Source organism: Nonomuraea sp. NPDC047897, assembly GCF_043204415.1.
Lineage (GTDB): Bacteria > Actinomycetota > Actinomycetes > Streptosporangiales > Streptosporangiaceae > Nonomuraea.
In genome coordinates this window covers 30,844-56,091 of record NZ_JBIDCC010000002.1, presented here as the reverse complement: position 1 = coordinate 56,091, position 25,248 = coordinate 30,844, and the positions used below count along the sequence as shown (strand labels likewise).

At 72.8% G+C, this 25,248-nt stretch carries 24 protein-coding genes; 15 read left to right on the top strand and 9 right to left on the bottom strand.

Going from position 1 to position 25,248, the window contains the following annotated elements:
• The first annotated feature begins 36 nt into the window (after positions 1-36).
• Complete coding sequence (locus ACGF0J_RS03675; RefSeq protein WP_393141885.1) at positions 37-441, top strand: hypothetical protein; 405 nt, start codon at positions 37-39, stop codon at positions 439-441.
• Positions 442-444: 3 nt separating this feature from the next.
• Here ACGF0J_RS03675 and glgX read toward each other — a convergent pair whose 3' ends face one another.
• The 3 genes from glgX to ACGF0J_RS03660 form a co-directional block, all read right to left on the bottom strand.
• Positions 445-2,568: a glycogen debranching protein GlgX gene (gene glgX, locus ACGF0J_RS03670; RefSeq protein WP_393141884.1), complete on the bottom strand. Its 2,124-nt coding sequence runs from the start codon at positions 2,566-2,568 to the stop codon at positions 445-447.
• A gap of 29 nt (positions 2,569-2,597) precedes the next feature.
• Complete coding sequence (locus ACGF0J_RS03665) at positions 2,598-3,023, bottom strand: OsmC family protein (protein ID WP_393141883.1); 426 nt, start codon at positions 3,021-3,023, stop codon at positions 2,598-2,600.
• Between the two features lie 118 nt (positions 3,024-3,141).
• Positions 3,142-3,849 carry a polyphenol oxidase family protein gene (locus ACGF0J_RS03660; RefSeq protein WP_393141882.1) on the bottom strand — a complete coding sequence of 236 codons (708 nt, stop codon included), beginning with the start codon at positions 3,847-3,849 and terminating at the stop codon, positions 3,142-3,144.
• A 58-nt stretch (positions 3,850-3,907) separates the two neighbouring features.
• On the opposite strand from ACGF0J_RS03660, the gene ACGF0J_RS03655 reads away from it, so the two are divergent.
• Together ACGF0J_RS03655 and ACGF0J_RS03650 are read left to right on the top strand one after the other, a co-directional pair.
• A complete protein-coding gene (locus ACGF0J_RS03655) occupies positions 3,908-5,347 on the top strand; it encodes an aldehyde dehydrogenase family protein (protein WP_393141881.1) in 1,440 nt (479 codons plus the stop codon).
• Positions 5,348-5,365: 18 nt separating this feature from the next.
• Positions 5,366-6,289, top strand: a complete 924-nt coding sequence (locus ACGF0J_RS03650) for a tetratricopeptide repeat protein (RefSeq protein WP_393141880.1) — start codon at positions 5,366-5,368, stop codon at positions 6,287-6,289.
• 37 nt (positions 6,290-6,326) lie between these two features.
• Here the strand turns inward: ACGF0J_RS03650 and ACGF0J_RS03645 are convergent, their stop codons facing one another.
• Positions 6,327-7,118, bottom strand: coding sequence for a phytanoyl-CoA dioxygenase family protein (locus ACGF0J_RS03645; protein ID WP_393141879.1), 792 nt, complete (start codon positions 7,116-7,118; stop codon positions 6,327-6,329).
• Between the two features lie 101 nt (positions 7,119-7,219).
• Between ACGF0J_RS03645 and ACGF0J_RS03640 the strand changes: the two genes are divergently transcribed.
• On the top strand, positions 7,220-8,143 hold the full coding sequence (locus ACGF0J_RS03640) for an AraC family transcriptional regulator (RefSeq protein WP_393141878.1): 924 nt from the start codon (positions 7,220-7,222) through the stop codon (positions 8,141-8,143).
• A 23-nt stretch (positions 8,144-8,166) separates the two neighbouring features.
• On the opposite strand, the gene ligD is transcribed toward ACGF0J_RS03640, so the two are convergent.
• A complete protein-coding gene (gene ligD, locus ACGF0J_RS03635) occupies positions 8,167-9,171 on the bottom strand; it encodes a non-homologous end-joining DNA ligase (RefSeq protein ID WP_393141877.1) in 1,005 nt (334 codons plus the stop codon).
• A gap of 266 nt (positions 9,172-9,437) precedes the next feature.
• On the opposite strand from ligD, the gene ACGF0J_RS03630 reads away from it, so the two are divergent.
• From ACGF0J_RS03630 to ACGF0J_RS03590, 9 genes are all read left to right on the top strand, one after another.
• Positions 9,438-10,256 carry a M55 family metallopeptidase gene (locus tag ACGF0J_RS03630; RefSeq protein ID WP_393141876.1) on the top strand — a complete coding sequence of 273 codons (819 nt, stop codon included), beginning with the start codon at positions 9,438-9,440 and terminating at the stop codon, positions 10,254-10,256.
• Between the two features lie 243 nt (positions 10,257-10,499).
• A complete protein-coding gene (locus tag ACGF0J_RS03625; RefSeq protein ID WP_393141875.1) occupies positions 10,500-11,510 on the top strand; it encodes an ABC transporter substrate-binding protein in 1,011 nt (336 codons plus the stop codon).
• A 38-nt stretch (positions 11,511-11,548) separates the two neighbouring features.
• Entirely contained in the window at positions 11,549-12,664 is a 1,116-nt protein-coding gene (gene menC, locus ACGF0J_RS03620; RefSeq protein WP_393141874.1) for an o-succinylbenzoate synthase, read from the top strand.
• Positions 12,661-14,052, top strand: a complete 1,392-nt coding sequence (locus ACGF0J_RS03615; protein WP_393141873.1) for a serine hydrolase domain-containing protein — start codon at positions 12,661-12,663, stop codon at positions 14,050-14,052. Before menC ends, ACGF0J_RS03615 begins: the two co-directional genes overlap by 4 nt.
• The gene (locus ACGF0J_RS03610; protein ID WP_393141872.1) at positions 14,049-15,095 is read left to right on the top strand and encodes a FecCD family ABC transporter permease; all 1,047 of its coding nucleotides are present in this window, start codon (positions 14,049-14,051) and stop codon (positions 15,093-15,095) included. The genes ACGF0J_RS03615 and ACGF0J_RS03610 overlap by 4 nt, the downstream gene beginning before the upstream one ends.
• Positions 15,092-16,162 carry a FecCD family ABC transporter permease gene (locus ACGF0J_RS03605; RefSeq protein WP_393141871.1) on the top strand — a complete coding sequence of 357 codons (1,071 nt, stop codon included), beginning with the start codon at positions 15,092-15,094 and terminating at the stop codon, positions 16,160-16,162. Before ACGF0J_RS03610 ends, ACGF0J_RS03605 begins: the two co-directional genes overlap by 4 nt.
• Before the next feature lie 18 nt (positions 16,163-16,180).
• The gene (locus ACGF0J_RS03600; protein ID WP_393141870.1) at positions 16,181-17,041 is read left to right on the top strand and encodes an ABC transporter ATP-binding protein; all 861 of its coding nucleotides are present in this window, start codon (positions 16,181-16,183) and stop codon (positions 17,039-17,041) included.
• Positions 17,038-18,519: an amidohydrolase family protein gene (locus tag ACGF0J_RS03595; protein WP_393141869.1), complete on the top strand. Its 1,482-nt coding sequence runs from the start codon at positions 17,038-17,040 to the stop codon at positions 18,517-18,519. Before ACGF0J_RS03600 ends, ACGF0J_RS03595 begins: the two co-directional genes overlap by 4 nt.
• Before the next feature lie 236 nt (positions 18,520-18,755).
• On the top strand, positions 18,756-20,366 hold the full coding sequence (locus ACGF0J_RS03590; protein ID WP_393141868.1) for a PucR family transcriptional regulator: 1,611 nt from the start codon (positions 18,756-18,758) through the stop codon (positions 20,364-20,366).
• On the opposite strand, the gene ACGF0J_RS03585 is transcribed toward ACGF0J_RS03590, so the two are convergent.
• Positions 20,327-21,181, bottom strand: a complete 855-nt coding sequence (locus tag ACGF0J_RS03585; protein ID WP_393141867.1) for a GNAT family N-acetyltransferase — start codon at positions 21,179-21,181, stop codon at positions 20,327-20,329. The genes ACGF0J_RS03590 and ACGF0J_RS03585 overlap by 40 nt on opposite strands.
• 169 nt (positions 21,182-21,350) lie before the next feature.
• Positions 21,351-22,535: a M20 family metallopeptidase gene (locus ACGF0J_RS03580; RefSeq protein ID WP_393141866.1), complete on the bottom strand. Its 1,185-nt coding sequence runs from the start codon at positions 22,533-22,535 to the stop codon at positions 21,351-21,353.
• Positions 22,536-22,971: 436 nt separating this feature from the next.
• On the opposite strand from ACGF0J_RS03580, the gene msrB reads away from it, so the two are divergent.
• Positions 22,972-23,373, top strand: coding sequence for a peptide-methionine (R)-S-oxide reductase MsrB (gene msrB / locus ACGF0J_RS03575; protein ID WP_393141865.1), 402 nt, complete (start codon positions 22,972-22,974; stop codon positions 23,371-23,373).
• Between the two features lie 151 nt (positions 23,374-23,524).
• Here msrB and ACGF0J_RS03570 read toward each other — a convergent pair whose 3' ends face one another.
• Positions 23,525-24,184: a hypothetical protein gene (locus ACGF0J_RS03570; protein WP_393141864.1), complete on the bottom strand. Its 660-nt coding sequence runs from the start codon at positions 24,182-24,184 to the stop codon at positions 23,525-23,527.
• 63 nt (positions 24,185-24,247) lie between these two features.
• Between ACGF0J_RS03570 and ACGF0J_RS03565 the strand changes: the two genes are divergently transcribed.
• Positions 24,248-24,478 (top strand): hypothetical protein, encoded by a 231-nt coding sequence (locus ACGF0J_RS03565; protein ID WP_393141863.1) that lies wholly within the window; start codon positions 24,248-24,250, stop codon positions 24,476-24,478.
• 66 nt (positions 24,479-24,544) lie between these two features.
• On the opposite strand, the gene hemQ is transcribed toward ACGF0J_RS03565, so the two are convergent.
• The gene (hemQ, locus tag ACGF0J_RS03560; RefSeq protein ID WP_393141862.1) at positions 24,545-25,246 is read right to left on the bottom strand and encodes a hydrogen peroxide-dependent heme synthase; all 702 of its coding nucleotides are present in this window, start codon (positions 25,244-25,246) and stop codon (positions 24,545-24,547) included.
• Between the last annotated feature and the right edge of the window lie 2 nt (positions 25,247-25,248).

The following is a 25,248-nucleotide window of genomic DNA, read 5'->3' as shown; positions in this document are numbered from 1 at the left end:
GTTCTCGGCAGAGACCGGGACCGAAGGAGGCCCAGGGTGGGGCTGGTCACCACGGTGACATGGGTGTTCACCGCCCTCGTCGGGATCCACCTGCTCTACCTGTGGCTGTCGGGCGGCGGGCTGCGGCAGCAGGCCGCCAAGGTCACCCGCTTCCCGCTGGCGCTGGTCGTGTCCCACCCCACGCTGGCCGTCACGGCGCTCGGCTGCTGGGCCGGCCACCTGCTGACCGGTGCGCGGGCCCTGGCCTGGGCGGCGTTCGGGGTACTGGCGGTGGCGGCGCTGCTCGGGTTCGTCATGTTCACCCGCTGGCTGGGCGGCGGGCGGCACGCCAGAGGAGCCGAGCGCCGCTTCCCCGTGGTGGCGGTGGCGCTGCACGGCGTGGCGGGTGTGACCACGTTCGTGCTGGTGCTGCTGACGGCCGGCGCGGCGGGCGAGCCGTGACCGTCAGGACGGGAGCGGCTGGCGCAGCACCTGGATGGAGCGCGAGGTGACGGCCACCAGCGCGCCCGCCGGCCACCGCTCGTCGGGGAACGCCTCGTCGCGAGGTGACTCGTCGGTCGTGTCGAGCACCGGCTGCCAGCCGTCGCCGAACTCCGCGCCCGGCAGGGTGAACGTCATGTCCTCGTGGTGGGCGTTGATCAGCAGCAGGAACGAGTCGTCGACGATCCGCTCGCCGCGCGGCCCCGGCTCGGTGATGGCCAGGCCGTTGAGGTAGACCGTGAGCGACTTGGCGTAGCCGGTGTGCCAGTCGCCCGCCGTCATCTCCGCCCCGGCCGGGGTCAGCCAGACCAGATCGCGCCTGCCGTCGTCGGGGTGCCGGCCGTGGAAGAAGCGGCGGCGCTGGAAGACGGGGTGCTCCCTGCGCAGCCGCGACAGCCGCCGCACGAACTCCAGCAGATCGGTCTCGGCGGACAGCCGCGACCAGTCGATCCAGGCCAGCTCGTTGTCCTGGCAGTAGGCGTTGTTGTTGCCCCGCTGCGTGCGGCCCAGCTCGTCGCCATGGGACAGCATCGGCACGCCCTGCGACAGGAAGAGCGTGGTCAGGAAGTTGCGCCGCTGGCGGTGGCGCAACCGGACGATCTCGGGATCCTCGACGGGACCCTCGGCGCCGCAGTTCCAGGACCGGTTGTCGTCGGTGCCGTCGCGGTTGTCCTCGCCGTTGGCGAGGTTGTGCTTGCGGTCGTAGGAGACGAGGTCGGTGAGGGTGAACCCGTCGTGGCAGGTCACGAAGTTGATGGAGGCGACCGGGCGGCGGCCTGAGGTGGCGTAGAGGTCGGCGGAGCCGGTCAGCCGGGAGGCGAACTCCGGCAGCGCAGAGTGGGTGCCCCGCCAGAAGTCGCGCACGATGTCGCGGTACTTGCCGTTCCACTCGGTCCACAGCGGCGGGAAGTTGCCGACCTGGTAGCCGCCGGGACCGACGTCCCACGGCTCGGCGATCAGCTTGACCTGTGAGATCACCGGGTCCTGCTGGATGAGGTCGAAGAACGCGCTCAGCCGGTCGACGTCGTGCAGCTCGCGGGCCAGCGCCGAGGCGAGGTCGAAGCGGAACCCGTCGACGTGCATCTCCAGGACCCAGTAGCGCAGCGAGTCCATGATGAGCTGCAGGGCGTGCGGGGAGCGGACGTTCAGCGAGTTGCCGCAGCCGGTGTAGTCGAGGTAGTAGCGGCGGTCGCCGTCGTGCAGCCGGTAGTAGGCGGCGTTGTCGATGCCCCGGAAGCCGAGCGTGGGCCCCATGTGGTCGCCCTCGGCGGTGTGGTTGTAGACCACGTCGAGGATGACCTCGATGCCCGCCTCGTGCAGGGCCCGCACCATGGCCTTGAACTCCGGCACCTGCTCCCCGCGCGTGCCCGAGCTGGAGTAGCCGCCGTGCGGGGCGAGGTAGGCGACGGTGTTGTAGCCCCAGTAGTTGGTCAGGCCGCGCGCCACCAGGAAGTGCTCGGGGATGAAGTGGTGCACCGGCATCAGCTCGATGGCCGTCACCCCGAGGGACAGCAGGTGGTCGATGACCGCCGGGTGCGCCACCCCCGCGTAGGTGCCGCGCAGCGGCTCCGGCACGGCCGGGTGGCGCATGGTCAGCCCGCGCACGTGAGCCTCGTAGATCACGGTCTCGTGGTACGGCGTGCGCGGCGACCGGTCGTCGCCCCACTCGAAGAACGGGTTGACGACCACGTTCTTCGGCATGAAGGGGGCGCTGTCGGCGGTGTTGAGCCGGGCCGGGTCGGTGAACGTGTAGGGGAAGACCGACTCGTTCCAGGTCAGCTCGCCGTCGATCGCCTTGGCGTACGGGTCGAGGAGCAGCTTGGCCGGGTTGCACCGGTGGCCGCGTGACGGCTCGTACGGGCCGTGCACCCGGTAGCCGTAACGCTGACCCGGCATGATCCCCGGAAAGTAGCCATGCCAGACGAACCCGTCGACCTCGGGCAGGTCGACGCGTTCCTCGGAGCCGTCATCGTGGAAGAGGCACAGCTCCACCCGCTCGGCCACCTCGGAGAACACCGAAAAACCGGTGCCCACGCCGTCCCAGGTGCCGCCGAGTGGGTAGGGCAGGCCAGGCCAGACTTCGCGCATGTGACCCGATTGTCGCACGCGATCGCACGCTAGAGGAGCGAGGCCTTGAGCGTGATCGTCGTGCCGGCCAGTGCCTTGCTCACCGGGCAGTTGGCCTTGGCGGTCTCGGCCGCCTCCTGGAACTGCTCGGCGCTGATGCCGGGCACCTGTCCCTCGACGGTGATCACGATGCCGGTGATGCCCTCGCCCGGCTGGAACGTCACGTCGGCACTCGTGCGCAGCGACTCGGGCGGCGTGCCGGCTCCGGCCAGGCCGTGGGACAGCGCCATCGAGAAGCACGAGGAGTGGGCGGCGGCGATGAGCTCCTCGGGGGAGGTCTTGCCGTTGGCCGCCTCGGCCCTGGACGGCCAGGAGACCTCGAACGTGCCGACACCCGAGCTGTCCAGCGAGACCGTGCCGGAACCGTCGAGCAGGGCGCCCTTCCACTGGGTGGTGGCGGTGCGGGTGGTGGCCATGTGAATGCTCCCTCCGTAGTGGTCCTCCGACCCTATCGCGGGTTCCCGCGACGATCGTCTTCCGGGGCCGCGGCCCGTGGCCGCGGGCCCGGGGTCACGGGCCCGGGGTCACGGAGGGTCAGTCCAGCCAGACGAGTCCGGCGAACCGCCCGCAGGCGCGCTCGCGCCGGTGGGAGTAGAGCTCGGCCGACTCGATGGTGCACCGGGCGTCGTGGCGCACGTCCGTGACGCCCGCCGCGCGGAGCTGTGCCTCGATCCCGGCGCGCAGGTCGAGCGCGGGGGTGCCCCAAGAGGTGGCGGACCAGGTCTCGGGCACCCGAGCCGCCACCCGTTCGCGCAGGTCGGCGGGCACCTCGTAGCAGCGGCCGCACGCGCCGGGGCCGACGAACGCCGCCATCCGCTCCGGGCGCGCGCCGTTGGCCGCCATGGCCAGGACGAGCTCGGTCGCCACGCCCGCCTCGGTGCCGGGCCGGCCGGAGTGGGCGGCGCCCACCAGGCGCGCCTGCGGGTCGGCCACGAGCACCGCCGGGCAGTCGGCGCCCAGCGAGGCGAGCGCGAGCCGCGGCTCGCCGGTGAGGACCCCGTCGAGCGGCGGCGGGTCGTCGCCGAACGGCTCGCTCACGTACGCGACGTCCGCGCCGTGCACCTGACGCATGAACACCACGGCCCGCACGCCCAGCTCGGCCACGAGGCCGTCGCGGTTGGCCCGGACGGCGGCGGGGTCGTCGCCGACCAGCCCGCCGAGGTTGCGCGAGCCGTACGGCGGGGCGCTGACGCCCCCGTGGCGGTCGGTGACGGCGACGTGCACGCCGGGAGCCAGCAGCATGCCTCGATCCTAGAGGCCCCCTGGCCTCCGCCACTCAAGCAAGCATATGCTTGGTTACGTGGCTGACTATCGCAACCTCGTCGGCGGGCGGCTCGTCCCCGCGGCCGACGGCAGAACCCTCGACTCGGTCAACCCCGCCACCGGCGAGCCGTGGGCGCGGGTGCCCGCGAGCGGCCCGCGCGACGCGGACGCGGCGGTGGAAGCGGCCGGGCGGGCGTTCCCGCGCTGGTCGGCCATGCCCGCCCTGGGCCGGGCGCACCTGCTGCGCCGGGTCGCCGCCGTCTTCACCGAGCACGCCGAGGAGCTGGCGCGGCTGGAGACCCGCGACAACGGGCGGATCCTGCGCGACACCCTGCACAGAGACCTGCCCGGCATGGCCCACCTGTGGCAGCTCGCCGCCGCCCAGTGCCTGGACGCGGTCAAGGGCGACACCGTCGTCCTCGGCCCCGACGCCCTCGGCCTGACCCGCCGCGAGCCGTACGGCGTGGCCCTGTGCGTCATCCCGTGGAACTCCCCCGTCTCGACCTTCTCCGCCAAGGCCGCCCACGCGCTGGCCGCGGGCAACACGGTGATCGTCAAACCGGCCGAGCAGGCGAGCGTGTCGGTGCTGCGGCTCGGCGAGCTGCTGGCGGACGTGCTGCCGCCCGGCGTGCTGAACATCGTCAGCGGTCTCGGCGAGGAGGTCGGCGACGCCCTGGTACGGCACCGCGGCGTGCACCGGATCAGCCTGACCGGGTCCACGGACACCGCCCGGGCGATCACCCGCGCCTCGGCCGACGCCCTCAAGCCGATGACCTTCGAGCTGGGCGGCAAGTCGCCGAACATCGTCTTCCCCGACGCCGACCTCGACGCCGCCACCGAGGGCGTCACCGTGAACTCCGTCTACACGGGCAACGCCGGCCAGGTGTGCGTGGCCGGCTCGCGCATCCTGCTGCACCGGTCGATCTGGGACGAGATGCTGGAACGCATCGAGCGGGCGGCGGCCGGCCTGGTGCTCGACGACCCGCTCCACCCGGACACCACGATGGGCCCGATCGTCTCCCAGGGCCAGTTCGAGCGGGTCACCTCCTACCTGGACCTCGCCGAGAAGGAGGGGGCGCGGCTCGTCTTCGGCGGCCGGCGCGGCGCCGAGGTGGTGCCGCGCCTGCCGGGCGGCTACTGGGTCGCCCCCACCCTGTACGCCACGACCGACAACCGGCTGCGCGTCTGCCAGGAGGAGATCTTCGGGCCGGTGGCGGTGGCGATCCCGTTCGACACCGACGAGGAGGCGCTGAGCCTCGCCAACGACTCGCCGTACGGGCTGGCCGCCGGGGTCTGGACGCGCGACCTGGGCCGCGCCCACCGGTTCGTCCGCGACCTGCAGGCCGGCACGGTGTGGGTGAACACGTTCCGTCAGATGCCGCCCGGCCTGCCGTTCGGGGGCGTCAAGGACAGCGGCTACGGGCACGACGCGGTCCTGGAGTACACCCGCGAGAAGGCGGCCATCATCCGGATGTAGTTCGGATACATTCCCGGCATGAGCGAGGAGATCATCGCCGGGCGCGGGGGCGAGTCCGCCGGCCCGCCCGCCCCCCTGCCCGAGCTGCCCGAGCTGCCCGAGGAGGCCGCCCGGTCGCGGGCCTCCGTGCTGCGCAGCCGGGCCGAGTCGTACATCGCGCTGTCCCGCCACGACGCGGCCGTCGCCGACCTGACCGAGGCGATCGCGCTGGAGCCCGACAACGCGCGGGCCTGGCGGATGCGCGGCGAGAGCCACCGCCTGATCGCGCGTTACGAGGCGGCGCTCGCCGACTTCGGCGAGGCGCTGCGGCTGGAGCCCGACAGCGCGTACGCGCTCGGCTCACGCGGCCAGGCGTACGCCTCGCTCGGCCGCCACCAGGAGGCCCTGGACGACTTCGAGCACGCGCTCACCCTGTCGCCCGAGTCGCTGTGGATCCTGGAGGCGCGGGCGGACGTCCTGGCCGACCTCGACCGGCTGGACGAGGCGCTGGACGAGCACGCGAAGATCATCGCTCTGAACGGGCAGATCGCCTACTCCTGGCTGGCCCGCGGCGATCTGCACCAGCGCATGCACCTGTACGCGGAGGCCATCGACGACTACACCAGGGCGCTCGACCTCGACCCCGCGTACGTGCGCGGCTACAGCCGGCGCGGCGAGGCGTACCGGATGATCGACCGCTACGAGGAGGCCCTCGCCGACCTGAACAAGGCGATCGAGCTGGATCCCGACCACGACCGCGCCCTGGGCAGCCGCGGCGCGGTGCTGAGCGAGCTGGGCGACAACGAGGCGGCGCTGCGCGACCTCGACCGGGCCGTCCAGCTCGACCCGGGCTACGTCTGGGCGTTCCGGGTGCGCGGCGAGATCCTCCAGGAGCTCGAACGGCACGAGGAGGCGGTCTCCGACTTCACGCGCGCGCTGGAGCTGGAGTTCGGCGACTCCTGACGCCGCCGCGTGCCCCCACGGTCCACGCCCCCGCCGCCTACGCCCAGGGGCGGGGGAAGGTGTCGCCGTCCAGCCGGTCACCCACGGCGAGCCCGAGCGGATCGGTCACGACGTGCTCGGCCCCGCTGTAGCGGGTCTCCTCGTCCATGTAGATGACGACGTGCGCGAGCCGCGCCTGGTCGGTGCGGTTCGGCAGCGCCATGTGACCGGTGTAGCCGCTGTGGAAGGTGCAGTCGCCGGCGCGCAGCGGCACGGTCACCCGGGGCGTCCAGCGCAGCGACGGGTCCATCTCGAACAGGTCCTCCTCGTGGTGGAGATCCTGCGGGCGCAGGCCGGTGCGATCCTGCGTGCCGGGCAGGAAGGTCATGCAGCCGCGCTCCGGCGGAACGTCAACCAGCGCGATCCACGCCGACAGCGGGAGCCGGTCGCCCGCGTGCGGCCAGTACGGACGGTCCTGGTGGAACTCGGTGGCGGCGTTGTTCCGCGGCTCCTTGACCAGCATCTGGTCGTGCCAGAGCCGCAGCGGGAACCCCGCGAGCTGTTCGGCGATCCGGCCGAGCCGCGGGTCGAGCGTGAGCTCCCGCAGCGTCTGGTCACGCTGCCAGACGTTGACGAGCTGGCTGAAGACGCCGCGCTTCTCCAGGCTCTCCGCCCGGTGAGCCTGCAGGAACGCCTCGGCGCCGGCCCGATGACGCTCGATCCGGGCCGGATCGAGTACGCCGCGCACTCGCACGAAACCGTGTTCGCGGTACGCCGCCACCAGCTCGTCCGGTACCCGCCCGTCCGGGCCGACGTCGCTGCCGAGCTGCCCGGTCGTGGTCGTTGCCATCCCTGACCTCCGATGTTCTCGCCTTTGGGACACCGCAAGCGTCGCCGGGGAAGGGTGCGACGGGCTAGGCCGATCTCGGCTTGTAGTCGTACGATCCCGACATGACCGTCACGCTGCACGAGCACGCGCTGTTCGCCGGCGACCCGGTCCTGGCAGGGGTCCACCGGCTCGACACCGACGTCGAGCCGCACGCGCACGACTTCCTCGAGATCGCCGTGATAGCAGCCGGCCACGGCCGGCACGTGACCAGCCGGGGCGAGCACCCGCTGCGCCGCGGACAGGTCGTCGTCCTGCGCCCCGGCGCCTGGCACGGGTTCAGGGACTGCACCGACCTGGCCGTCTCGAACTGCTGCGTGTCCGCCCAGGCGCTCCGGGCCGAACTGGCGGCGCTGTACGACCTTCCGATGCTGCGCCGGATGCTGTGGACCGACCCGGTGGCGTCCGGAACGCACGGTGTGGCCGTCACGACCGTGGATCCGGCCGCCGCAGAGGAGGCCAGTGCGGAGATCGGCGCGCTCCAACGCGAACTCGGCGCGGGCCCCCGCCGGCCGGGCCGGGTGCTGGGCCGGCTGATCACCGTGCTCGGCGTCCTGGCCGACGGCCGCGACCCGGAACGGCAGCCGCCTGAGCCCGCCCTCCACCCCGCGGTCGCCGCCACCGTCGCCCGGCTTGAGGCGGCGCCCGCGCATCCCTGGCGGCTGGATGATCTCGCCGGCGCGGTCAACCTGGACCCCGCCTACCTCGGCCGGCTGTTCAGGCGCCACGTCGGGTTGACGCCGCTGGGCTTCCTGGCCCGGCTGCGGGCCGAACGCGCCGCCACGTTGCTGGCCCACTCGCCGCTGCCCGCCGCGCGGGTCGGCGCCGAGGTCGGCTGGGACGACCCGACGTACTTCGCCCGCCGCTTCCGGGAGCTGGTCGGGCTGACGCCCACCGAATACCGCAGACGCAGCCGGTCAGCCGCGCCTGCCCGGCCCGGCGCACCGGCGGAGCCGGCGGACGGGCAGCGCCCACCCCGCCGCGCCTGAGGAGCTCGCGCGGGCCGGTGCGCTCAGTCCTCGGCCGGTCGCGCCTTGCTCGGCTGGACGCGCTTAGGCTCGCCGGGCATCTTCGGGTAGTTCGGCGGGTACGGCAGGTCGCCGCGGTCGTCGGCGGCGTACCGTTCGAGCAGCGGCTCGATCGAGCAGGCGTGGTCGTCGATGGCCGCGTGCACGTCGCCCAGCTCGGCGAACCGGGCCGGCACGGTGCGGACGTCGAAGTCGGCCGGCTCGGCGTCGGCCAGCTCGTCCCAGGTCAGCGGCGTCGAGACGGTCGCCGCGGGCCTGGCGCGCACCGAGTAGGCGCTGACCACGGTGCGGTCGCGGGCGTTCTGGTTGAAGTCGACGAACACCCGCTCGCCCCGCTCCTCCTTCCACCAGGCGGTCGTCACCAGGTCGGGGGCGCGTTCCTCGACGGCGCGGGCCAGGGCGATCCCCGCGTGCCGCACCTGGACGAAGTCCCAGCGCGGCTCGATGCGGACGGCGATGTGCAGGCCGCGGTTGCCGGACGTCTTCACGAAACCCGTCATGCCCAGCTCGCCCAGCACCTCGCGGGTCAGGAAAGCGGCCTCGCGGGCCGCGCCGAACGCGACGCCCGGCTGCGGGTCGAGGTCGATCCGCAGCTCGTCGGGATGCTCGACGTCGGCCGCCCGCACCTGCCAGGGGTGGAAGTCGACGGTGCCGAGGTTGGCGCAGTAGGCGATGGCGGCCACCTCGGTCACCCGCAGCGAGTCGGCCGTGCGCCCGCTGGGGAAGGTGACGGTGACGGTCCGCAGCCAGTCGGGATGCTTGGCGGGCATCCGCTTCTGGTAGATGGCCTCGGTGTGGATGCCGTCGGGATGCCGCTTGAGGTTGGTGGGGCGGTCCCGCATCGCCCGGAGCGCGCCCTCCCCCACGCTCACGTAGTACTCGACGAGCTCACGCTTGGTGACGCCCAGCTCCGGGAAGTAGACCTTGTCGGGGTTGGTGACCTTGACGGTCCGCTCCCCCACCTCAAGCTCGATGAACGGCGATGCCATGCCCCCGAACCTACCCCCAGGATTCCGGGCGGCCCGCCTGACGGGGCCGAAGCGTGCTTTTCGTCGGCCGCCACAACGCGTCCGGGCCAAATCCGTCGGATGGCCCGGTGCCCCGGGCCGGGCGTGCCCTGGACAGTGTGACCATGACTTCAGCGCCCACCGCATGCCCGTCGGGGCCACGGTGGTAGCCGGCGAGCTGGTGCACGGCGGCTGGTGACGAGCGGGATTCGACGAGCGGGATTCGACGAGCGGAAAAGGAGCACCACATGCGGGTCTTCATCTCTGTCGACATGGAGGGCATCGCGGGTGTCGCGACGCCGGACCAGGCCTACCGCGGTGGCCACAACTACCCGATGGCCCAGCGGCTCATCACGGCCGAGACCAACGCGGCGATCGCGGGCGCCTTCGACGGCGGGGCCACCGAGGTGCTGGTCAACGACGCGCACGGCACGATGGACAACCTTCTGCCCGACCAGCTCGACGAGCGGGCGGAGGTGCTGCTCGGCAGGCCCAAGGCCCAGTGCATGATCCAGGGCATGACGCCGGAGCACGACGTCGCGCTGTTCGTGGGCTACCACGCGCCGGCGGGAGCGCCGGGGGTGTTCTCGCACACCCTGTCCTCGCTGGCCTTCACCCGGTTCCTCGTCAACGGCGTCACCGCCTCGGAGACCGACCTCGGCGTGCTGCAGGCCGCCGCTCTGGGCGTCCCGGTCGGCATGGTCACCGGCGACGACCAGATCTGCCGGCTGACCCGCGAGCAGCACGCCGGCATCGAGACGGTGCAGGTGAAGCGGGCCGTAGGCCAGTTCGCCGCGTCCTCCGTGCATCCCGTCAAGGCGCAGCAGCTCGTCCGGGCGGGAGCCGCGGCGGCGGTACGGCGGGCCGACCGGTTGCGGGTGCCGCCGCTGCCGGACGCGCTCACGCTCACGGTGGATCTGAAGATGCCCGCGCACGCCGAGATCGGCGCGCTCATCCCGGGGATGCGCCAGATCGACCGGCTGCGGCTGGAGTTCGACGCGGCATCGCCGGACCAGTTGCTCGCCGTGTGCGCCCTGTTGTGGGAGACGGCGCCGGGAAACGTGTGACCGGCGGGCGCGGCCAGTGGCGGGCGTCTGTCGGACGGACGGATCGGCGGCGCAGAGTTCGTCGGAATCGCCGACGAAGTGCGGCGATGTGCCGACCTAGTGTATGCGGCACCCCAGAGCGGGATGCAATGCGTGGAGGAGTGGTCCGACATGATCAGGCCAATGGCAGGCAGCGCGCCGCGCGCCACCTCACAGAACAACCTCGGACGACGTGGCTTCTTGTTCGGGCTGGGTGCGTTGGGCGTGACGCTCACGGTTCCGGGCTGCGCGAACGAGGACAACAAGCCGTCGGGCGGGAGCACCGTCAGCGCGGACCCCGCCGGCAAGGACCCGGCCGGCAAGGACGTCGTCGTCGAGCACGCCTACGGCACAACCACCGTTCCCAAGAACCCCAGGCGCATCGTCGCTCTGGGCCAGACCGACATCGACGTCCTCGTGGCCCTCGGCGTGCCGCCCGTCGCCGTCGGGGTGTTCAGCGGTGACTGGTACTCGCCGCTGCATCCGTGGAACCAGCACGCGTTCACGGAGCAGCCGGCCTTCCTCGACTTCGAGGAGTACTCCATCGAGAAGATCCTCGCCCTGCAGCCGGACCTGATCACCGGCGTGATGGGCGGCATGACGAAGAAGGAGTACGACAAGCTCAGCGCGATCTGCCCGGTGGTGGCACAGCCCAAGGGGTTCACCGACTGGAACTCGCCGCTGGACCAGCAGACCGACATGCTCGCGCGCGTCCTGGGCAAGGAGGAGCAGGGCAAGGCGCTGGTGGACGGCATCAAGAAGCAGGTGGCGGCGGCCGTCGCCGAGAACCCGGGCTTCGCCGGCCTGACCGTGGCGATCGCCGAGTGCTGGGGCGACACGTTCAAGGTGATCGGTGCCACCACCCCCCGCTCCAAGTTCTTCACCGACCTCGGCTTCAAGACCCTGCCCGAGCTGGACGCGCTGGTGGGCAGCGCCTACACCGCGGACATCTCCTCCGAGAAGCTCTCCCTCATCGGCGAGGCCGACCTCGTGCTGTGGACCACCGACGGTGGTCAGGTGGAGGCACTGAAGAAGAACCCGGTCGTCTCCAAGCTGAAGTCCACCAAGGAGGGACGCTCCCTCTGGTCGACCGGGATGAAGCACGACTCCGCGTTCTGGTCGATGGACTGGGGCACCGTCCTGAGCCTGCCGTACGCCCTCAAGCACGTCATCCCGCAGATCAAGCTGGCCGTCGACGGGACCACCGACACCAAGGTCGAGAACTTCTCCTCCTGACAGCCCCGATCCGAACAGAGCACCGACGAGAGGAACACATGAGCGGGCTGATCGAGGCCGTCGAGATACGAACCGTGCGGTTGCCGCTCCGCGCCCCTTTCCAGACGTCGAACGGCGTCAGCACCGAGCGCGAGTTCGTCCTGGTGCGCCTCGCGGGCGGCGGCGCCGAGGGCTGGGGCGAGTGCGTGGCCGAGCGGGAGCCGACCTATTCCAGCGAGCACACCAGTGGCGCCGTCGATGTCATGCGTTCGTTCCTGCTGCCGCGACTCGTCGCGGCGGAGGTCCGCACCGCGGAGGACGTGGCGCCGGCGCTGAGCGGCGTGGTCGGCCACCCGATGGCGAAGGCGGCCCTGGAACTGGCGGTCCTCGACCTCGAACTCCGCCTCCGAGGGGTGTCCCTCGCCCAGTACTTCGGCGCCACCAGGACGAGAGTCCCGGCCGGCGTCTCGGTCGGCATCCAGCCGTCGGTGCCCGCTCTGCTGGACGTCGTGGGCGGGTTCCTGGACGAGGGATACCGGCGGATCAAACTCAAGATCCAGCCCGGCTGGGACCTGGAGCCGGTCCGGGCGGTCCGGCAGCGGTTCGGCGACGAGCTGCCGCTGCAGGTCGACGCCAACGCGGCCTACGACCTCGCCGACGCCGCGCTCCTTCGGCGGCTCGACGAGTTCGGGCTGCTGCTCATCGAGCAGCCCCTGCACCACGACGACCTCTACCAGCACGCCCGGCTGGCCGAGCTGCTGACGACCCCGCTGTGCCTGGACGAATCCGTGGTGTCGGCCAGGTCGGCCGCGGCGGCGATCTCGATGGGCGCCACGCGCATCATCAACATCAAACCCGGACGCGTCGGCGGGTACCTGGAGGCACGACGCATCCACGACCTCGCCCGAGCCCACGGGGTGGCCGTATGGTGCGGCGGCATGCTGGAGAGCGGCCTCGGCCGGCGGGCCAACATCGCCCTGGCCGCGCTCCCGGGATTCACCCTCCCGGGTGACACCTCGGCCTCCGACCGGTTCTACGAGTGCGACCTCACCACCCCCGTCACGCTCGACGCGGACGGGCACGTGACGGTCCCGTCCGGTCCCGGTATCGGCGCCGCGCCCGATCCGGACCTGCTGAGCAAGTTCACCGTGGACGTCTGGAGCTACGAACGATGACCGACACCACCGCGATACCGGGCCTCGACCAGGTCACCGACCGGATCGAGGAGCTGATGACCCGGCACGGGTTGCCGTCGCTCTCGCTCGCGATCGCCCACGGCGACCGGGTGGAGGCCCGCGGCTTCGGGATGGCCGACCTCCGGGGGCGGCCGGCCACCGGCGACACGCCGTACCTGCTGGCCTCGGTCACCAAGCCCATCGTCGCGACCCTCTGCCTCGTGCTCGCCGAGCAGCGGCTCGTCGATCTCGACCAGCCGCTGGCCGATCGGTTGCCCTGGCTCGACCGGCAGCGGCCCGGACGCCGCGGACGGCCGACCGCGCGCCAGGCGCTGAACCACACCGCCGGGTTCGGACAGTACTGGGACTTCGCCTACGGCGAACCGGCCCCGGGCATCCGGCAGACCATCGAGCGGTACGGCGTCCTGATCCACGACCCGGGCACCCGCTTCGAGTACGCCAACCTGGGGTACGGCGTGCTGGAGCCGTGGCTGTCCGCGGCGACGGGCCGGCCGCTGAGCGACCTGCTGGACCGGTATCTGTTCCGGCCGTTGGGACTGGCCTCCGCCGCGTACGGTCCCGGCGCCGGAGGAGCGGACGCGGCGGTGCCCTACACGGCGGCGCGGCACCTTCCCTACCCGACGATCGACACGAGCCACCCGGCCGCCAGCCTGGCCTGGATGTCGGCCTCCGACCTGGCCAGGTTCGGGCTGACGCACACGAACGGGTCCACGATGGTGGCTCCCGCCTCGGCCGAGGCACTGCGGACGCCCGGTGTGCCGGCCGCGCGGCCGTCCACGGAACGGCCCGACGTCTACGGTCTCGGGTGGAACGCCCGGTACCCCGGCGGTGTCGAGGTGCTGACCCACGTCGGAGACATGTGCGGGGTGGGCGCGTCGATCGCCGTCCTCCCGGAGCTCGGGGTGAGCGCCGCCGCCGTCGTCAACCGCACCGGGTCCTTCGAGCAGGCCCGCGCGGCGTGCGAGCTGCTCCTGGAGGGCCTGGTGAGCCGCATCGGCTCGGAGCCGGCCGCGCGGACCTCCCCGGCCGTGCCGGTCGGCGAGTGGTCCGGCCAGGTGGAGACCCCCTCCGGCGCGATACCCCTGCGGATCGGCGTCTTCGGCGACGGGGCGGCGTGGATCGAGGTGGCCGACGCCGCCCGGACACCGGCCCGCGTCGAGCCGGACCCGGTGTACGACGTGATGTTCGCGGCCGACCTGCAGCTGCCCACTCCCGACGCGCTGCGGGCCGGCCCGTTGCTCGAACTCGCCCTCGACGTCGGCGCCGACCGCCTGGCGGGAGCCGCCCGGGCGGTCAAGCACGGCGAGGGCGGGGACCGGGTGGGCAACTGTCTCACCCACTGGTGCGAGCTGGAGCCGGTCCGTTGAGCACCGAGACGCCACCGGCACCGGCACCGGCTCCGGCGGCGGGGCGTTCCGTCCGGCGGCGGCTGACGATCGGACTCGGTGTCGCCGCCGCGATCCTGCTCCTGCTGTCGGCGGCGAGCCTGGCCCTGGGCGCCGAGAACCTGCCGCTCGGGGACGTGTGGCGTTCGCTCACCGTGGGCGGCACCGATGCCGACGTCATCGTGCGCGGCGTCCGGTTGCCGCGGACGCTGCTGGCGGTGCTGGTCGGCGCCGCGCTGGCGGTCGCGGGCGCGCTGATGCAGGCGTTGAGCCGCAACCCGCTCGCCGAGCCCGGCCTGCTCGGGGTGAACGCCGGGGCCTCCCTGGGCGTGGTGGTCGCGATGGCGTACCTCGGGGTCACCGCGCTCACCGGCTACGTCTGGTTCGCCCTCATCGGAGCCGCCATCGCGACGGTGGCGGTCTACGCGCTCGGCTCGGCGGGTACGGCCGGAGCCAGCCCGGCGCGGCTCGCCCTGGCGGGAGCGGCCATCACCGCGGCGCTCGCGGGAGTGATCTCCGCGATCGTCCTGCTGTCGTCGACGGTGTTCAACGGGTTCCGGGCGTGGAGCGTCGGGACGTTGTCCGGCCGGACGGCTCCGGTGGTGATGCAGGTGGCGCCGTTCATCGTGGTCGGAGTGGTGCTGACGCTGTTCCTGGTCTCGTCGCTCAACGCGCTGTCCCTCGGTGAGGACGCGGCGCGGGGACTCGGGGCCAACGTGGCGCGCACGCGCCTCCTGGGAGTCGTCACGACGACGTTGTTGTGCGGGGCCGCCACCGCCGCGGCCGGCCCGATATCGTTCGTCGGGCTGGTCGTGCCGCACATGGTGCGCAGCTTCACCGGGCCCGACCATCGCTGGCTGCTGCCCTACTGCCTCCTCGTCGGGCCGATCCTCATGGTGGCCGCCGACCTGACCGGGCGGCTGATCGCCCGGCCCGGTGAGCTGCCCACGGCACTGGTCACCGCCGTCGTCGGCGCGCCCGTGTTCGTCTACCTGATCCGCCGGCGCAGGATGGCCGGGCTGTGAGCGCCGTGGAACGCGCCCGCCGCGGGCAGGCGGCCTCGCACTCGGCCGCGCGGCTGTCGTGGGGTGAGTGGACGGTCCTCTGGCGCCCGCGCGCGGTGCTCGTGAGCCTCGCGGTCCTGCTGGCCGCCCTCGGCTTCGCCCTGGTGCAGTTGTGCGTCGGCGACTACCCGATGTCCCCGGGCGAGGTCCTGGCGACGCTGACCGGCCAGAGCACCCTGGCCCAGGAGTTCGTGATCTACAACCTCCGGCTTCCCCGGCTGCTCACCGCCGCGCTGGTCGGTCTCGCGCTGGGGGCCAGTGGCGCGATCTTCCAGTCGGTGACCCGCAACCCGCTGGGCAGCCCGGAGATCATGGGCTTCACGATGGGCGCCTCCGCGGGCGCCGTGGCCGCGGTGCTGGTCGTCGGAGGTCAGGAAGTCTCCGGCATGCTGGGCGCCGTCATCGGTGGCTTCGTCACGGCCGCCGTCGTCTACCGGCTCGCGTATCGCCGCGGCATCCAGGGGTTCCGCCTGATCCTGGTCGGTGTCGCCGCCACCGCGCTGCTCGACAGCCTCGTCTCCTACCTGCTGCTCCGGGCCCGGCTGCAGAACGCCGAGAGCGCGTACACCTGGCTGGTGGGCAGCCTCAACGGAGCGGACTGGCAGCAGGTTCAGATCATCGCCCTGACCGTCGGGGTGCTGACCGTCCCGGTGCTCGCGATCGGCAGCCGGATGCGCCTCCTGGAGATGGGCGACGATCTCGCGCAGGGGCTCGGCGTCCGTGTCAAGGTGACCCGTCGCCGGCTGCTGGTGATCGGCACGGTGCTGTGCGCGGGAGCCGTCGCGACCGCCGGGCCGATCGCGTTCGTCGCCCTGGCCGCGCCGCAGATCATGCGCCGCCTGACCGGCGGCTCGGTGTCCGTCGTGCCCGCGGCTCTGATGGGGGCGCTGATCCTGGTCGTGAGCGATCTGGCCGCCCAGCGCGTCTGGCCGGACGCCCAGATGCCGGTCGGCATCCCGACGCTCTGTATCGGCGGTACGTATCTGGCCTGGCTGCTGTACCAGCAGAGCCGCGCCTCCCGACTCTGACCTGGAGTGAGCCATCCCATGACGACTGACATCCGGCCCGAGCACGACACCCACGGCAACCGCCTCCGTGCCCATGACCTGTCCCTGAGGTACGGCGAGCGGGTGGTCGCGGAGAACCTGTCGATCGACATCCCCGACGGTTCGCTCACGATCATCGTCGGGCCGAACGCGTGCGGCAAGTCCACGCTGTTGCGCGCGCTCGCGCGGCTCCTCGAACCGGAGCGCGGCAGCGTCATCCTCGACGGGCAGGACATCTCGCGATACCCGTCGAAGGAGGTCGCGCGCCGGCTGGGGCTCCTCCCGCAGGCCTCGATCGCCCCCGACGGCATCACCGTGGCGGACCTCGTGGCGCGCGGGCGCTTCCCGCACCAGAGGTTCCTGCGGCAGTGGTCGACCGATGACGACGTGGCCGTGACCAACGCGCTCGAACGGACCAACACCAGCGAGCTCGCGACCCGCTACGTCGACGAGCTCTCCGGCGGGCAGCGGCAGCGCGTGTGGCTGGCCATGGCCCTCGCTCAAGAGACGCCCCTGCTGCTCCTCGACGAGCCGACGACCTACCTCGACATCACCCACCAGGTCGAGGTGCTGGACCTCTGCGCCGAGCTGCAGGAGAGCGGGGAGCGCACGGTCGTGGTGGTGCTGCACGAGCTCAACCTCGCCGCGCGTTACGCGACCCATCTGATCGCCATGCGCGACGGGAGGGTGGTGGCCCATGGGGCTCCCAAGGACATCGTCACCCCGGAGCTGATCGAGACGGTCTACCAGCTCCCGTGCTCGATCATTGACGACCCCGAGACCGGAACGCCGCTGATCATCCCGGCGGCCCGGACCCGGGCCGGGCGCGCGCGGTACGACGCGGACGGGTTCCCCCGTTGACCACACACACCGACCCGGCGGACGTGGCCCTCGTCGGCGGGCGGGTGATCGACCCGGAGACCGGTCTGGACGCCGCCCGCACGGTCGCCTTCACCGGCGGGGAGATCACCCACGTCACCGAGGAGCCCGTACCGGCGCGGCGGACCGTCGACGTCACCGGCCTGGTCGTCGCGCCGGGCTTCATCGACCTGCACAGCCACGCGCAGTCGCTGGTCGGCGCCCGGCTCCAGGCCCTGGACGGCGTGACCACCGCGTTGGACCTGGAGGCCGGCCGCTGGCCCGTGTCACCCGCGGTCCGGGCCGCGCGGGAGCAGGGCCGTCCCATCAACTTCGGGTTCTCCGCCGGTTGGGCGCACGCGCGGGCCACGATCGCCGGGGACGGAGCGAGGTTCGGTCCGGATGTCGTCCTGCCCGCGGCTCCCGGCTGGGACGAGCCCTGGTCGGGCCGGCAGGTCACTGCTCTGCTGGACATGCTCGCCGGGGAGCTCGCCGCGGGCGCCGTGGGGATCGGGGTGCTGCTCGGCTACGCCCCGGGCGTGACCCGGGCCGAGTACCTCGACGTCGCCCGGCTCGCCGCGGAGCACGGCGTGGGCACGTTCACCCATGCCCGGTTCCTGTCCGGAGCCGAACCCGGCTCCTCGCTCGAAGGAGTGCTGGAAGTGGTCGCGGCGTCGGCGGCGACCGGAGCGGCGATGCACCTGTGTCACCTGAACAGCACCTCCGGCCGGCAGTCCGCGCAGGTCGCCGGGGTCCTGTCGACGGCGGCGGCGCAGGGGCTGAAGGTCACCGGCGAGGCGTATCCGTACGGGTCCGGCGCGACCGAGATCGGCGCCGCCTTCCTCGCGCCCGCGAACCTGCGCCGGCTGGGCCTCGACCACTCCGCCGTCCACCTTCTGGAGGAGGGCCGGGCCGTCCGTGATCGGGCCGAGTACGACGACCTGCGTGCCCGCCGACCGGCCATCGACGTGATCGTGACCTTCCTCGACGAGGCCGACCCCGACGACCGGGCCTCGCTCCTGGAGACGCTGCTGATGCCGGACACGGCCATCGCCTCCGACGCGTTCACGCCGTACCTGGACGCGCGGCCGGTGACCGCCGACACCTGGCCGTCCCCGCCGGGCGCGATGACCCATCCCCGGAGCGCCGGCTGCTTCGCGAAGGTGTTCCGGTGGCTGGTGCGCGACCTCGCCCTGCTCACGGTGGCCGAAGCGGTGCGTCGTTGCACGCTCGTCCCGGCCCGGGTGCTGGCGGCCAGCGCGCCGGGGGCCCGCCGGAAGGGCCGGTTGCAGGTCGGATGCGACGCCGACGTGGTCGTGTTCGACCCCGCGACGTTCGGCGACGTCGCGACGTACCGGAGGGTGGAGCCGTCGCGGGGCATGGTGCACGTCTACGTCCACGGGGTTCCGGTCGTCCGCGACGGTCACCTGCTGCTCGACGCCCGGCCGGGTCGCCCGGTCGTCGGCGCCGCCGCCGGCTGAGCCGTTCGGTCCGGCGCACCGATCCGCCCGGTGGATCTCGTCGGAACCACCGAGATCCGCGGTGGGCGAGCGTGCGTACGATGGGCGAATTGCCCCGCTGTGAGCGCGGCGCCGGGATCGAGAGTGGGTGAGCGGTGGGAAGCAGTCCGAGTCCTGCTGAGGAGGGGCGACCCTCCGCCGGTGAGTCCGCGGGTCGCGGACCGACCCTCGGCAGGGTCCTGCAGCACCTGGGACCGATGCTGCTCGCGACGCTCGCGGGCACGCCCCGCTACGTGGCGCCCGTCGGCGGGGTCGTCGTCCACGACCTGGACGACCCTCCGCCGATGCCGCGGGGGGCGATCCTGCTCGGTGTCGGCATCACGGCACCCTACGACGTCCGCTCGCTGGTCCGGCTGGCCTGCCGGCACGACGCCGCCGCTGTGATCATCCGGCAGCCGCGCGGCAACGCGCCGGCCCTCGACGAGCTGCTTCCCGACGAAGGGATGGTCGTGCTGGGCCTCCCGGCGGGAGTGTCCTGGCAGCAGGTGATCACCGTGCTCGGGACGGCCATGCAGTCGTCCCCGCACCCGGAGGTCCGGGAACTGGGCGAGCGCGAGGTCGGCGATCTGTTCGGGATGGCGGGCGCGATCAGCGACCTCATCGACGCTCACGTCACCATCGAGGACCGCAACTCGGTGGTGCTGGCCTACTCGGACCACCAGGGCGAGACCGACCCGATCCGGGTCGAGGTGATCCTGGGGCGCCGGACGCCCGAGCCCTACTGGGCCTTCGACGAGGAGCGCGGCGCGCTGCGCTCGATCCGCGAGTCCGTGCGCCCGGTGTTCCTGCCGCCTCTCGCTCTTCCCGACGGCCGCGTCACCCGGGGCCGGGTCGCGGTCGCCGTACGCGCCGCCGACGAGATCCTGGGCTCGATCTGGGCCGTGGTCGACAAGCCGCTCACCGCCGAGAAGGACGACCTGCTGCTCGACGCCTCCCGGCTCGTGGCCCTGCACATGCTCCAGTTGCGGGCCGGTGCGGACGGAGCCCGGCGGCTGCGGACCGACCTGGTCGCCACCGCCCTCACCGGTGGCCCCGAGGCGCGTTCCGCACTGGACCGGTTGCGCCTGGCCGAGCATCCGCTGATCGTCGTCGCGCTGACGCTGAGCGAGACGGCCGGCGGCGCCTACACCGCCGCCGCGGCGCACGTCACCAAGCTGCAGCGGCTGGCGGTCTCGTTCCAGGTCCACCTGGCGGGAACCTGGGCGGACACGGCCGTCGCGCTCCTCGACGACACCGTCTACGCGCTCGTGCCGTCCCGCCGCGAGGACACCGAGGTCAGCCTTGAGCTCTCGTGCCGGAGCTTCATCGGGCGTGGCGGCGAGAGCGCCATCGTGGGCATCGGCAGGGTCGTCCACCACGCCACCGAGCTGGAGCTGTCGCGGGCGGACGCGGACCGCGCGCTGCGGGTGCTGGGCCGACGTCCCGCCGAGCCGTCGTCGGCGCCGGGGGCGGGCCGGGTGGCCCGTGCGGCCGACATCGAGGCGGACTCGCTCATCCTGGAGCTGCGCGATCTCGCCCTGACCTCGAAGCGCGGGCCGTTCGGCGCCTACGCGCGGCTGCTCGCCTATGACGACGACAGGGACTCGACGATCATGGTGGAGACGTTGCGCGCCTGGCTGGACGCCCATGGTGACGTGATGACCGCCTCCACGGCGGCCCACGTTCACCAGAACACCTTCCGGTACCGGCTCAAGAGGATGTCGGAGATCGGGGGGTTCTCGCTCGACGACCCGGCGGCCAGGTTCGCGCTGCAGCTCCAGTTGCGGCTCTACCCGCCGGACCCGTCCACCGGGCGCGCGAGCAGGTAGCAGCCGTCACGACGGACGTCGACGACCTCCCAGCCGTCGGCGAGCGCCCAGGTCATCGCCTTGCGCATGCCGAAGCGCCAGGCGCTGGCGGCGCTCGGGTTCGTACGGCGCAACGCCTCGATGTTCTCGGGGACCTGCAGGGCCAGCAGCTCGGTCCGGGACGCTCCCGAGCCGGGCTTGTCCAGGAGCGGGCGGTCACCGTCCGCGCGGAGCAGGTAGTGCGGAGCCCTCTCCACGGTCACCGCGGGGTGCGGGTACGGACGCAGCAGGTTCCAGTTCGCCAGCGCCCGGTCCGAGTCGTCGTGACCGTTGAGCGCGTCGCCCATGTCGCCGTAGAAGTTCTCGAAGTAGCGGTCGATGCGTGCGCCCAGGCGGTGCACGTTCAGGTAGGCGTTGCGGGCCACGAGGGGGTCGAAGGTCCAGGTGATGCTCGTGGCGCCCACGCTCAGCGCCCAGTGGCGCTGGTGGAGCTTCAGGGCGTTCCCCGCTCCGCGTCCCCGCAGCTCGGGCAGGACGCCGGCGATGTGGCTGTGCAGCGTCTGCGTCCGCGGCGGGGCGAAGAAGCCGGCCGCGGCGCCGACGACCCGGTCGCCGGCCCTCACCACGGCGACGTAGTTGCCACTGTGGGCCAGAGCGATCAACGCGCCCGGGGAGAGCACGCTGCCCTCCCGTTGGTTCCAGACACGATCGAAGATCTGGCTCGCGGCCTCGCAGTCCGCCTGGGAGGAGGCCAGCTCGATCGTCACTCCGGCGCGCTCGGCGGCGGCGCCGGCGAGCGACGCCGCGCCGACAACCCAGCTGTCCGTGACGAGCACTGCGTCCCCGACATCGGGGGACTTTTCACCATTCGTCTTCACGCTTCCGCTCCACCTCAGGGTTATTACGAACCGGGCCATCCTGACCGGCACGACGAGGACGCGGCACAGACCGGCTCACGAATTCCGCCGGGCCTCTTGGGCGATCCCGACGAACCTCTCCCGTGGCTCAACCGTGGGCCCCGGGGGGTTCGCCGAGCAGATCCGCGACCAGCGCCGCCAGCAGCGCGGTGCGTGCGGGGACGTACTCGACCAGCACGTGCTCGTCGCGGCCGTGCGCCCCGCCGCCGACCGCGCCCAACCCGTCGAGGGTCGGGGTGCCGAGGGCCGCGGTGAAGTTGCCGTCGGAGGCCCCGCCGACCGCTGTCGACTCCAGATCCGGCAGACCGAGGCGCCGCGCCAGCGTGACCGCCCGGCCATAGAGGCCGGCCGTGTGCCCCGACTCCAGCGGAGGTCGCCGGTCCGCGGAGCGGACGGACACCGTGGCGCGCGGATCCGCCGGCGTCAGCTCCTTGAGCGCGACATGGACCCGGTCGAGCTCGGCCGCGGTCCAGGCGCGTACGTCGACGTCGAGCCGCGCCCGGTCGGGCACGGTGTTGGTCGTCGTGCCCGCGCGCATCGTCGTCGGGGTCACGGTCGTCTCCAGGCGGGGATCGGACAGCGCCGCGATCTGGCCGGCCAGTCGCGCGATCTCCAGCCCCGCGTTCACGCCGCGCTCGGGTTCGAGCCCGGCGTGCGCCGACCGGCCGGTGACCTCCACGACGTACCCGTCGACCCCCTTGCGCGCGGTCTTCAGCGCGCCGCCGTCAGCCGCGGGTTCGAGGACGAGCACCGCGTCCACCCCGCCGCCGAGCTCCTCGACGAGGGCGCGCGAGGTCGCCGAGCCGACCTCCTCGTCACCGGTGATCAACAGGGCGACGCCGTCGAGCACGTCAGGGCGTCCGGCGTCGAGCAGCAGCGCCAGGGCGTGCACCGCCTGCACGACGCCCACCAGCATGTCGAAGCACCCCGGCCCCGTGAGCACCCCGTCGACGACTCGGCACGGCAGGTCGGCGAGAGACCCTTCGGGCCACACCGTGTCGTGGTGGCCCAGCAGCAGCACCCGTGGCCGCTCGGGCGTGAACAGCACGTGGCTGACACCGCCCACCTCGCGGATCTCGGCGACGACGCCCAGCCTTCGTCCGACCAGCTCGGCGACCTCGGCCGCGCTCCTGGCGACCATCGCGTGATCGGCGCTCGGGGACTCGATGCCGACCAGCCGGGTGGCGTCGGCCAGCATCGCGTCGAGACGGCACTCGGCGGCGGTCACGAGGTGAGCGCCCGGACCCGGGTAGCGGGAGGCTGCGGAAGACATAGGTCGAACGTAGAGCCGGACCCGGGACGCCGCCTCGGCCGATCGAACGGCTCCTCGGGCCGTGGGTTGGTGAGCCCGCCCAACCAGCCGGCACGAGAGGGAGCCGGTGGCGATTCCCGCCTTCGCCGCCTTCGGGTTCGCCGTGGGTGGGTCCGTCCCGGAGCGCGCCTCGGTGGCGGGACCGAGGGCTCGACGGGACGGACCACAGACCACCCGCCCACGGGCCGGTCCGGGCGCTGGCGCGCCACCCGGCCGGCCGGTGATCACCTGCGGCTCCAGCACGGGCGTGGGCTGTGCCGCTCGGGCGATCCGGCGAGTGATCCCACCCTGAGCAGGAGGTGATGACACCCCCTTGCCTACAAAGACGCGAATTCGCCGCAGAAAGGATGCTCTCCCGGTGGAGATCTCTTTTTGCCACATCTCGTACGCTGAACGTATGGACAAGGTGGTCAAGAGCGAAGCCGAGTGGCGGGTCCGGCTGTCGCCCGAGGAGTTCCAGGTCCTCCGGCAGGCGGGCACCGAGCGGCCGTTCACCGGGGAGTACGTCGACACCAGGACCGAGGGCGTCTACTCCTGCCGCGCGTGCGGAGCGGAGCTGTTCAGGTCGGACGCCAAGTTCGAGTCGCACTGCGGCTGGCCGAGCTTCTTCGAGCCGTCGAAGTCGGAGGCGGTGACGCTGGTCGAGGACCGCACCCTCGGCATGGTCCGGACCGAGGTGCGGTGCGCCCGCTGCGACTCCCACCTGGGCCACGTCTTCCACGGCGAGGGCTACGCGACACCCACCGACGACCGCTACTGCATCAACTCGATCTCCCTGCGTCTCGAACCCCAGGCGTGACCCGCCCGCCGCGCGTGGCGGACGCCCGCCGGGGGTAGGACCGGCGGGTGAGACTGGTCCATCTTCGGCACCGGTGGGTGACGGTCGAGAGCATCGGCCGGGTCGTCACCCAGCGGTGCGCGCGGTGTTTCGCGAGCCGGGTGCGCGTGCGCTAACCGGGGTCGGGGTGGGTCACCCGGCAGGTCGTGTCGCCGTGGCCGAGGATGTTCGCCAGCACCGGGCTGCCGTTCTCACCCGGCCTGGCCTGCACGAACACCACCGGCTCGGCCGTGCCGCGCGCGCCGAGGTAGGCGAGGCCGCGCTCGCAGAGGGCGAGCGCGGCGGCGGAGTCGTCGGCGGACTCCGGCAGGTCGGTGTAGATGCGCAGGTAGCCGCCCACCGTGCGGATGTCCTTCACGTGCTTGGCGGCCGCGTCGCCGGAGCCCCACCGGGTGCGGAAGTACTCGACCGCCTGATGGTCGGTGTCCTGCGAGGCCGCCGTGGCGCCCGCCGCCCCGGTGCCCGCCCGCCCGTCGGCGGCGGCGCCCGCGCCGGTCCCGCCCTCGCCTGCCCCCGGGCCGCCGTCCGAGCCGCTGCCCGAGCCGCCGGTGGAGTCGCCGTCCGGGGTGGCTTCCGTGCCCTCGCCTGCCGTCCGGGCGGAGCCCGCCGGACGGGGCCTGCCGGTGTCGCCGTCGCGCGCCGCGGCCGGGCCGGCCGCCCGTGCGCGCGGCCCGTCGTCCGTGGCCGCCGCCGTTCCCGACGGGGTGCCCGTGGGCGGGCCGCCGGTGCCGAGCAGGGCCACGATCCCGCCGGCCAGCGTCAGCGTGCCCACCGACACCCATCCGGCCCACGCCCTGCCGGGCTTGGCGTGCGTGCCGCGGCTCCCGCGCCTGCCGTGCGCGCCGGGTGTGCGACGCCGTCCGGCCCGCGCCGCGCCCCGCCCGACAGCGCGACGGCCACCTTCACCGCCGTCATCGCCGTCGCCCTGGCCGACGTCATCACCGTCGCCCTGGCCGGCGGCGCGCCCGCCGGCCGGCGGGTCCGCCGTGAAGGGGTCCGGCCGTTCGTACGGATGCCGCCCGCGTTCGCCCGAACTCGCGGCCATGTGACGCCCCCCGAACCGTGACGACCTGCCATCCTCTGCCGATTGTGACTCCCGGAGCGGATCCGTGCAGGCGTATCCGTGAAGGCGCTAGGGCAGGGCGGCGAGCAGCTCCCGCACCGGCTTGCGGGCCCCGGTGTAGAAGGGGATCTCCAGCCGGGTGTGCCGGCGCGCCTGGGCGCCGCGCAGCTCGCGCATCAGGTCGACGATGCGGTGCAGCTCGTCGGCCTCGAACGCCAGCATCCACTCGTAGTCGTTGAGCGCGAAGCAGGCCACGGTGTTGGCCCGCACGTCGGGGTACTCGCGCGCCATCCGGCCGTGCTCGGCCAGCATCGCCCGCCTGTCCTGGTCCTCCAGGAGGTACCACTCCAGCGAGCGGACGAACGGGTAGACGCTCACGTACGCCCGGGGCTCCTCCTCGGCGAGGAACGCCGGGATGTGCGACTTGTTGAACTCGGCGGGGCGGTGCAGCGCCATCGCCGACCACACGGGCGCGCTGTGGCGGCCGAGCGTGGTGCGGCGGAACCGGGAGTAGACGTCCTGCAGGTCCTCGGGCGTGGGCGCGTGCCACCAGAACATGTAGTCGGCGTCGGCGCGGAACCCGGCCACGTCGTACAGGCCGCGCGTCACGACGTCCTTCAGGGCCGCCTGCTCCAGCAGCTCGGTGACCTCCTCGCCGACCCGGTCACGCTCGGCGGGCAGCGGCTCGGCCGCCTTGAAGACGGACCACATCGTGTAGCGGATCACCTGGTTGAGATCGCGGGCCTTGGGCCGCGCGGCGCCTTCAGTCATGC

Bases quoted from the DNA above. Each gene is read 5' to 3' on its own strand.
- glgX (WP_393141884.1), bottom strand. From the start codon at position 2,568: ATGCGCGAAGTCTGGCCTGGCCTGCCCTACCCACTCGGCGGCACCTGG.
- ACGF0J_RS03665 (WP_393141883.1), bottom strand. From the start codon at position 3,023: ATGGCCACCACCCGCACCGCCACCACCCAGTGGAAGGGCGCCCTGCTC.
- ACGF0J_RS03660 (WP_393141882.1), bottom strand. From the start codon at position 3,849: ATGCTGCTGGCTCCCGGCGTGCACGTCGCCGTCACCGACCGCCACGGG.
- ACGF0J_RS03650 (WP_393141880.1), top strand. From the start codon at position 5,366: ATGAGCGAGGAGATCATCGCCGGGCGCGGGGGCGAGTCCGCCGGCCCG.
- ACGF0J_RS03645 (WP_393141879.1), bottom strand. From the start codon at position 7,118: ATGGCAACGACCACGACCGGGCAGCTCGGCAGCGACGTCGGCCCGGAC.
- ACGF0J_RS03640 (WP_393141878.1), top strand. From the start codon at position 7,220: ATGACCGTCACGCTGCACGAGCACGCGCTGTTCGCCGGCGACCCGGTC.
- ligD (WP_393141877.1), bottom strand. From the start codon at position 9,171: ATGGCATCGCCGTTCATCGAGCTTGAGGTGGGGGAGCGGACCGTCAAG.
- ACGF0J_RS03630 (WP_393141876.1), top strand. From the start codon at position 9,438: ATGCGGGTCTTCATCTCTGTCGACATGGAGGGCATCGCGGGTGTCGCG.
- menC (WP_393141874.1), top strand. From the start codon at position 11,549: ATGAGCGGGCTGATCGAGGCCGTCGAGATACGAACCGTGCGGTTGCCG.
- ACGF0J_RS03615 (WP_393141873.1), top strand. From the start codon at position 12,661: ATGACCGACACCACCGCGATACCGGGCCTCGACCAGGTCACCGACCGG.
- ACGF0J_RS03600 (WP_393141870.1), top strand. From the start codon at position 16,181: ATGACGACTGACATCCGGCCCGAGCACGACACCCACGGCAACCGCCTC.
- ACGF0J_RS03590 (WP_393141868.1), top strand. From the start codon at position 18,756: ATGCTGCTCGCGACGCTCGCGGGCACGCCCCGCTACGTGGCGCCCGTC.
- ACGF0J_RS03580 (WP_393141866.1), bottom strand. From the start codon at position 22,535: ATGTCTTCCGCAGCCTCCCGCTACCCGGGTCCGGGCGCTCACCTCGTG.
- msrB (WP_393141865.1), top strand. From the start codon at position 22,972: ATGGACAAGGTGGTCAAGAGCGAAGCCGAGTGGCGGGTCCGGCTGTCG.
- hemQ (WP_393141862.1), bottom strand. From the start codon at position 25,246: ATGACTGAAGGCGCCGCGCGGCCCAAGGCCCGCGATCTCAACCAGGTG.